The sequence below is a fragment of the Micromonospora sp. ABR4_055 genome (assembly GCF_056160425.1).
In genome coordinates this window covers 1-7484 of the sequence record NZ_JBSWXD010000228.1, presented here as the reverse complement: position 1 = coordinate 7484, position 7484 = coordinate 1, and the positions used below count along the sequence as shown (strand labels likewise).

The 7484-nt window shown below is 72.9% G+C and carries 8 protein-coding genes; 5 read left to right on the top strand and 3 right to left on the bottom strand.

What is annotated here, in order from left to right; genetic code table 11:
- Together ACXAHD_RS30355 and ACXAHD_RS30350 are read left to right on the top strand one after the other, a co-directional pair.
- Positions 1–879, top strand: an 879-nt coding sequence (locus ACXAHD_RS30355; protein ID WP_475054877.1) for a helix-turn-helix transcriptional regulator, incomplete at its 5' end; no start/stop codon positions are given.
- Positions 876–1406 carry a LuxR family transcriptional regulator gene (locus ACXAHD_RS30350; protein WP_281554919.1) on the top strand — a complete coding sequence of 177 codons (531 nt, stop codon included), beginning with the start codon at positions 876–878 and terminating at the stop codon, positions 1404–1406. The genes ACXAHD_RS30355 and ACXAHD_RS30350, both read left to right, overlap by 4 nt.
- A 37-nt stretch (positions 1407–1443) precedes the next feature.
- On the opposite strand, the gene ACXAHD_RS30345 is transcribed toward ACXAHD_RS30350, so the two are convergent.
- Positions 1444–2307, bottom strand: coding sequence for a lysophospholipid acyltransferase family protein (locus ACXAHD_RS30345; RefSeq protein ID WP_281554920.1), 864 nt, complete (start codon positions 2305–2307; stop codon positions 1444–1446).
- Positions 2308–2454: 147 nt separating this feature from the next.
- On the opposite strand from ACXAHD_RS30345, the gene ACXAHD_RS30340 reads away from it, so the two are divergent.
- Both ACXAHD_RS30340 and cydB read left to right on the top strand, forming a co-directional pair.
- The gene (locus ACXAHD_RS30340; RefSeq protein ID WP_123601600.1) at positions 2455–3873 is read left to right on the top strand and encodes a cytochrome ubiquinol oxidase subunit I; all 1419 of its coding nucleotides are present in this window, start codon (positions 2455–2457) and stop codon (positions 3871–3873) included.
- 20 nt (positions 3874–3893) lie between these two features.
- Entirely contained in the window at positions 3894–4892 is a 999-nt protein-coding gene (cydB, locus tag ACXAHD_RS30335; protein WP_475054874.1) for a cytochrome d ubiquinol oxidase subunit II, read from the top strand.
- A 101-nt stretch (positions 4893–4993) separates the two neighbouring features.
- Here the strand turns inward: cydB and ACXAHD_RS30330 are convergent, their stop codons facing one another.
- Positions 4994–5701 carry a hypothetical protein gene (locus ACXAHD_RS30330; RefSeq protein WP_281554922.1) on the bottom strand — a complete coding sequence of 236 codons (708 nt, stop codon included), beginning with the start codon at positions 5699–5701 and terminating at the stop codon, positions 4994–4996.
- A gap of 85 nt (positions 5702–5786) precedes the next feature.
- Positions 5787–6632: a patatin-like phospholipase family protein gene (locus ACXAHD_RS30325; RefSeq protein ID WP_281554923.1), complete on the bottom strand. Its 846-nt coding sequence runs from the start codon at positions 6630–6632 to the stop codon at positions 5787–5789.
- Positions 6633–6718: 86 nt separating this feature from the next.
- Here ACXAHD_RS30325 and ACXAHD_RS30320 point away from each other — a divergent pair.
- The coding region (locus ACXAHD_RS30320) for an SDR family NAD(P)-dependent oxidoreductase (protein WP_475054871.1) at positions 6719–7484 on the top strand (766 nt) is incomplete at its 3' end.

The following is a 7484-nucleotide window of genomic DNA, read 5'->3' as shown; positions in this document are numbered from 1 at the left end:
GGTCCAGCCGTCGCCCCGCAGCCCGGAGACGATGCCGGGCTGCCACCGGCGGTCGGCGACGACCTGCTGCGCGCCGCCGTCGACCTGACCGACCGCACCCTGCCGGCCGCCGCCCGCGACTACGCCGTCGCCGCCGCCGGCCTACTCGAAGCCGACGGCGGCCTGCTCGCCCCGGCCCGCGCCCGGCTCACCGGTGCCCCCGGCATCCCCAGCACCACCACCGCCGTGCTGGACTGGGTGGCCCGGGAAGCCGCCTGGCTCGACGGCCAACCGGACCAGGCCACCACCGGGGCACCCCACGCCCCCGTACCGCCGCTGGTCGACGGGCTGCGGCGGATCACCGCCCACTGGGCCGCGCACGACGGCGCCGGACCCGCCACCCCGCCGGACGGCACTCCGGCGGCGGCGTTTCCGCCGCCGGCCGCCGCCACCGTCACCGCGTGGACCGCCGGCGACCCACGGCAGTTCGCCCACGCCGCCGACACCTGGCGCGACGTCGCCGTCCGCGAGCAGGTCCGCTGCCTGCTCGCCCATGGCCTGCACGAACCCGACCCCGCTCAGGCGGTGCCCGCCCTGCTGGCCGCCGAGTCCCTCGCCGACCACGCCGGACTGGTCGTCCTGCTCGGCCGGGTCCGCCGCGCCCTGCGCCGGCACGCGGTACGCCGCGACGAACGCGGCCCCCGCAGCGGCGACCTGCTCACCGTGCGGGAACGCGACGTGCTGCGGCTGGTCGCCCAAGGCGAACCCACCCGCCGGATCGCCAACCAACTCGGCATCTCCACCGAAACCGTGGAAACCCACGTCCGCGCCGGAATGCGTAAACTCGGTGCCCGCACCCGTACCGAGGCCGCGGCCCTGGCCATGGAGCCCGACCGATGAGCGACCCGCCGCGCTACGTCCTCGACAGCGCCGCCGACGCCACCACGGTGCTGCGCCGACTGGCCCGCGACGGCTGGACCACCCGGGAAGGGTTCGCCGTCACCGACCCGACCTGGGACCTCACCACCGCCCGGCTCGCCCTGTACGGGCGGGTCCCGGACACCGACACCGTCGCCCTGGTGGTCCTCGCCGCCGCCCGGGGCGCCGCCGTCGTCGCCATCTGCGACCCGGCCGGTGACCTCGGCCGCGCCCTGGTCGACGACCTGTCCCGCCTCGGCCCGGTGCTGCGCCACGCCGAGGCCGACCCGCCGGATGCGGCAGCCACCGACACCGTCACCCTCGTACCCGAGCAGCGGGCCCTGCTGGAACGGCTCGCCAACGGCGAGACCATCGCCGCCGCCGCAGCGGCCGAGTTCCTGTCGCTGCGTACCGCGAACCGGCGCATCGCCCAGGCCCGCGCCGCCCTCGGGGTCCGCACCACCCGCGAGGCCGTCCTCGCCTACCTGCGGCAACGACCGGCACCCTGAGCCGGCGCGGGGCGCTCACGCCCGGTCACATCCGCCGTCAGGTCGCGTCCGGAGCCGGGTCGGCCTGGTCGGCGTCGTCGGCGGCCAGCACGTCGGCGGTCGCCGCGTCCGGTACCACGGCGCCCCGGCCGCGCCGGTGCCGCCGGCTCAGGTCCACCGGCCGGGTGGGGTCGACATGCCGGGGCGTCGCCGGCTCGTCGGGCCGCAACCCGGCCAGGGTGTCGGTGATCGCGTCCACGATCCGCACCGTCGCCCGCTGCGCGGCACCCGGGCGGGCCGGGTCGATCCCGGACAGGTCCACCGGCGGCCCGAACCGGACCGTGACCACCGGACGGCGCAGCATCGACCGCAGCACCGCCCGGACCAGGCCGCGGGGCGCCGCCCACGGCAGCACCACGTGCGCCCCCCACTGCGCCACCGGCACCACCACCGCGCCGCTGGCCAACGCGAGCCGGGCGGTACCGGACTTGCCGCGCTCCGGCCACATCTGCGGGTCCAGCCCGATGCGTCCCTCCGGGTACACCAGGACCACCGAACCGTCGGCCACCGCCCGCGCGGCCGACCCCAACGCCTCGGCGACCGTACTGGTTCGCCGGTCCACCCGGATGTGCCCGGCCCGGCGCATCACCGGACCGACCAGCGGCGCCCGGAACAACCCGCCGGTGGCCAGCACCCGGGGTGCGACCCGCCGCACCTGGCAGGCGGCGGCCAGCACAACCGGGTCGAACGGGCTGATGTGGTTGGCGGCCAGGATCAACGGGCCGTCGCGTACCTCGTCGGGCACGTCGCCGCTGACCCGTAGCCGGGCGACCAGCGCGACGACCAGCCGGGCGGTGACCTGCAGCACCCGCCACAGCAGCGGGGCCCGCCAGCGGGGCGGCGGGGCGGCGGTGTCGTCCATCGACCGTCGATCGTCGCACAGCCGGGCCGGTCGGTGGATCCCGCCGCCGGGACGGACGTCCCGGGGGAGAGGGGACCTCCGGCCCTGGCCGCCAGAACGACAGGTTGTAGTATGTACTACGCTTCGTAGTATCTAGATGGGGGAGCCGTGGACGCGCTCGACATAGCCCGCTGGCAGTTCGGTGTCACCACCGTCTACCACTTCCTGTTCGTCCCACTCACCATCGGACTCAGCCTCCTCGTCGCCATCCTGCAGACCGCCTGGCACCGCACCGGCGACGACCGCTACCTCAAACTCACCAAGTTCTACGGAAAACTCTTCCTCATCAACTTCGCCATGGGCATCGTCACCGGCATCGTGCAGGAATTCCAGTTCGGCATGAACTGGAGCGACTACTCCCGCTTCGTCGGCGACATCTTCGGCGTACCACTCGCCATCGAAGCCCTCCTCGCCTTCTTCCTCGAATCCACCTTCCTCGGACTCTGGATATTCGGCTGGGGGAGACTCCCCAAGGCACTGCACCTCGCCACCATCTGGCTCGCCTCATTCGGCAGCATCATCAGCGCCTGGTTCATCCTCGCCGCCAACTCCTGGATGCAGAACCCCGTCGGCTACCGCATCAACCCCGACACCGGCCGCGCCGAACTCACCGACTTCATCGCCGTACTCACCAACAAGGTCACCCTCATCACCTTCCCGCACACCCTCGCCGGCTGCTTCATGGTCGCCGGCGCCCTCGTCCTGGCCGTCGCCCTCTGGCACCTCGTCCGCCACCCCGACGGCCCCGACACCCCCGCCTTCCGCACCGCCACCAAACTCGGCGCCTGGACCACCATCCTCGCCACCGCCGCCGTCATCGGCACCGGCGACATCCAAGGCAAGATCATGACCCAGGTCCAACCCATGAAAATGGCCGCCGCCGAAGCCCTCTACACCACCGAAAGCCCCGCGTCCTTCTCCATCGTCACCGTCGGCACCCTCGACGGCAGCCGCGAAATCTGGACCCTCAAAATCCCGTACCTGCTGTCCTGGCTGTCCACCGGCGACCCCACCGGCGAAGTCCAGGGCATCAACGACCTGCAGGCCCAGTACGCCGCCCAGTACGGCCCCGGCAGCTACACCCCGATCATCCCCGTCACCTACTGGAGCTTCCGCTTCATGATCGGATTCGGCCTCGCCACCGCCGCCATCGCCCTCTGGGCCCTCTGGACCACCCGCCGCGGCCGCACCCCCACCAGCCGCTGGCTGCTGCGCGCCGGCCTCACCCTGCCCGTCCTGCCCCTGCTCGCCAACACCTTCGGCTGGATCTTCACCGAAATGGGCCGCCAACCCTGGATCGTCTTCGGCGAAATGCTCACCCGCGACGGCGTCAGCCGCAGCGTCTCCCTCACCGAAGTCGTCACCTCTTTCACCGCCTTCACCCTCATCTACGCCACCCTCGCCGTCATCGAAGTCAAACTCCTCATCCGCTACGCCCGCAACGGCCTACCCGACCTCACCGACCCGCCACCACCGGACGACACCGACGACACCACCACCGACCGGCCCCTCGCCGCCACCCACTGACCACCAACCGGAGACCCCTCGTGGAACTCACCACCGTCTGGTTCGGGCTCATCGCCGTCCTGTTCACCGGATACTTCATCCTCGAAGGATTCGACTTCGGCGTCGGCGTCCTCGCCCGCCTCATCGGCCGCACCGAAACCGAACGACGCGCCGCGCTGAGCACCATCGGACCCGTCTGGGACGGCAACGAGGTCTGGCTCATCACCGCAGGCGGCGCCATGTTCGCCGCCTTCCCCGAGTGGTACGCCACCCTGTTCTCCGGCTTCTACCTACCGCTGCTGCTCATCCTCATCGCCCTCATCCTGCGCGGCGTCGCCCTCGAATACCGTGACAAACGCCCCGAAACCCACTGGCGGACCCGCTGGGACAACACCATCCTCGCCGGCTCCGTCATCCCCGCCGCGCTCTGGGGCGTCGCCTTCGCCAACATCGTCGCCGGCGTACCACTGGACGCCGACCACGAATACACCGGCACCCTGCTCACCCTGCTCAACCCGTACGCCCTGCTCGGCGGCGCCACCACCACCGCGTTGTTCATCACCCACGGCGCCGTCTTCCTCGCCCTCAAGACCACCGATCACCTGCGCCACCGCGCCCGCCGCGTCGCCAGCTGGACCGGCCTGGCCGCCGTCGCCCTCGCCGGCACCTTCCTCACCTGGACCCTCACCATCCGCGCCAACCCCACCGCCGTCGCCCTCGCCGTCACCGCGGCGCTCGCCCTCGTCGCCGGGCTGGCCGCCAATCAGGTACGCCGCGAAGGATGGGCCTTCACCGGCACCGCCACCGCCATCGGCCTCGCCGTCGCCGCCCTGTTCGCCACCCTGTTCCCGACCGTCCTACCGTCCACCACCGACCCCGCCGGCACCCTCACCACCACCAACGCCGCGTCCACCCCCTACACCCTGACCATCATGACCTGGGTCGCCGCCGCGCTCACCCCCGTCGTTCTGCTCTACCAGGGCTGGACCTACTGGATCTTCCGCCGCCGCGTCAGCGTCACCGACCAGCCCAGCCACTGACCCGCGCCACGTCGACCTGTCGCTGGCGAAGCCGTCGCGCACCGTCGATGCCTGCTGGACCATCCGCCGTGTCGAGCGGACACCGACGGTGCGCGACGACGTCAACCGACCTCCGGCAACTCCGCCAACCGTGCCTCCACCTCAGCCAGCTCCGCCCGCAACTTCTCCGCCTGCCGCTGCGCCTCGGCCCGCTCCGCCGCCAGGATCTGCTCCACAGCCTCATGGACTCCCGGCACGTCCACCAACGCCACCATCTTCAACGCCTCGGCCGGCCGGACCACGTACGGCTTCGCCAACGCCTTCGCCCCCTGCGTCGCCGCCACCGTCCACTCGCCGTCGGTGTACGCCAACGTCACCGTCAACCCGGCCGGCGCCTTCGGCTTGGCAGCCTTCGCCGCCCGCCGCACCGGCTTGTCCGTACCAGCATCCACCGTGGACCCCTCCGTGTCCTCCCGACGCGCCACCGGTGGCACCGGCGGCGGCTCACCCAACTTGAACTCCGGCTCCGCCACCGGCTCCACCGGCTCCGGCTCCGGTTTCGACTCCGCCCGCCGACCCGCCGCGCCCCGCGGCGCCACCACCAGATCAGCGGGGGAGAACGGCAACTCGTCACGACCGAACCGCACCACCACCCACTCGTCGGACACCGCCGGGTCACCCAGACCCACCACCTGACCGACCTGACCGGCGATCTGCCCCGCCGACTCGGTGAACATCACCTTCGGCTTACGGCCGGCGGACACCGCCTCCCGGATCACCCCCAGCTCCTCATCCGACAACCCACCCGCAACAGCACCCGCGGCAGCCATGACACCCTTTCCGTACACCTGTTTGAGTGCTGACCTTCCTACCAGCCGCCGCCGACACCGTCGACCGCGACCCCACCACCCACGATCACCCCGGCCCGGCAGCACCACCCCACACCCCACGCACGCGGTCAGCCACGAACAGACCCTGCCGGTACCCGGCCCGCGCCGCCCCCGGCCGCCGTGCCGGATCCAGCAGCCGCCGCCCGATCGCCCGCCGCGCCCACCGGTCCGGCGACACCACCACCACATCCGCCGACAGCGCCGCCACCTGGCGCGACACCGGCCGCAGATGACCCAGCCCCCAACTGATCGGCGCCAGCACCACCACCGACGAGAACCCGGCGGCCAGATCCGCGTTCGTCGCCGACCGCATCCCACCGTCGACGAACCGCCGACCACCGATACGCACCGGCGGCCACACCCCCGGCACCGCACAACTCGCCGACACCGCATCCACCAGATCCGCCCCGCACCCCGGACCGCCGAACACCACGAGTTCCCCCGAGTCCGCGTCCACCGCCGTCACCCACAACCGCCGCCGCGGCCACGACCACGACGGCAACGCCTCCTCGAACACCGGCCGCCGTGACACCCCCGACCTGGCCGCCGACACCGCGTACCGGCCGATCCTCACCCGCGCCCGGCGGCCGTCCCGGGCAGCCACCGCCGACCACAGCAGACACGACACCGCACCTGGCCCCATCCGGTCCGGCGACGACTCACCCGGCACCAGTTGCCCCGCGTACAGCCGCGCCAGATCCACGCCGGAACACAGCTGCGCGCCCACCACCGCACCGGCCGACGTCCCGATCACCAGATCGGCCCCGCCCAGCTCGACCCCGGCGCGCGCCAGCCCGGACAACACCCCGAGCTGCCAGGCCACCCCGGTCACCCCGCCGCTGCCCAGCACCAACGCCCGCGTACCCGCCACGCCATGTCTATTGCCCGCCACCGCCGCCGGTAACGTCACCGGCGGGCCCAGACCCGACACGGACAGCAGGGGAGAGGAGTGCCGGGATGACACCGGTCACCGTGGTCACCGGCGGCAGCCGGGGGATCGGCGCCGCGACCGTACGCCGGCTCGCCGCCGCCGGACACGACCTCGTCATCGGCTACCGGACCGACGCCGGCGCCGCCGAAACGGTACGTGACGACGTCGAAGCGCTCGGCCGGCACGCCGTCACCGTCGCCGTCGACACCACCGACCCCGACGCGGTGACGAGCCTGTTCGACGACGCCGCCGAACTCGGACCGGTCACCGGACTGGTCAACAACGCCGGCGTCACCAGCCGGATCGGCCCGTTCGTCGACCTCACCGTCGCCGACCTGCGCCGGGTCGTCGACGTCAACCTGGTCGGCTACGTCCTGTGTGCCCAGCAGGCCGCCCGTCGGATGTCCGCCGGCGGCGCCATCGTCAACGTGTCGTCGGCCGCCGCCACCCTCGGCAGCCCCGGCGAGTACGTGCACTACGCCGCGGTCAAGGCCGCCACCGACGCGTTGACCGTCGGTCTGGCCAAGGAACTCGGCCCCCGTGGCATCCGGGTCAACGGCGTCGCGCCGGGCACGGTGCTGACCGGCATCCACGCTCTGTCCGGCGAACCGGACCGGCCGGCCCGGGTGGCGCCGGTAGTGCCGCTGCGCCGGGCGGGCCGGCCCGAGGAGATCGCCGGCGCCGTCGCCTGGCTGCTCAGCGACGAGGCGTCGTACACCACCGGGACGGTACTGCGGGTCGCCGGCGGAAGGTGGGGGCCCCTCCGGGGGTTGCAAGCCACCGCGTGCGACA

What these genes read in the sequence shown, in the direction of transcription:
- ACXAHD_RS30350 (WP_281554919.1), top strand. Translation starts at nt 876, where the DNA reads ATGAGCGACCCGCCGCGCTACGTCCTCGACAGCGCCGCCGACGCCACC.
- ACXAHD_RS30345 (WP_281554920.1), bottom strand. Translation starts at nt 2,307, where the DNA reads ATGGACGACACCGCCGCCCCGCCGCCCCGCTGGCGGGCCCCGCTGCTG.
- ACXAHD_RS30330 (WP_281554922.1), bottom strand. Translation starts at nt 5,701, where the DNA reads ATGGCTGCCGCGGGTGCTGTTGCGGGTGGGTTGTCGGATGAGGAGCTG.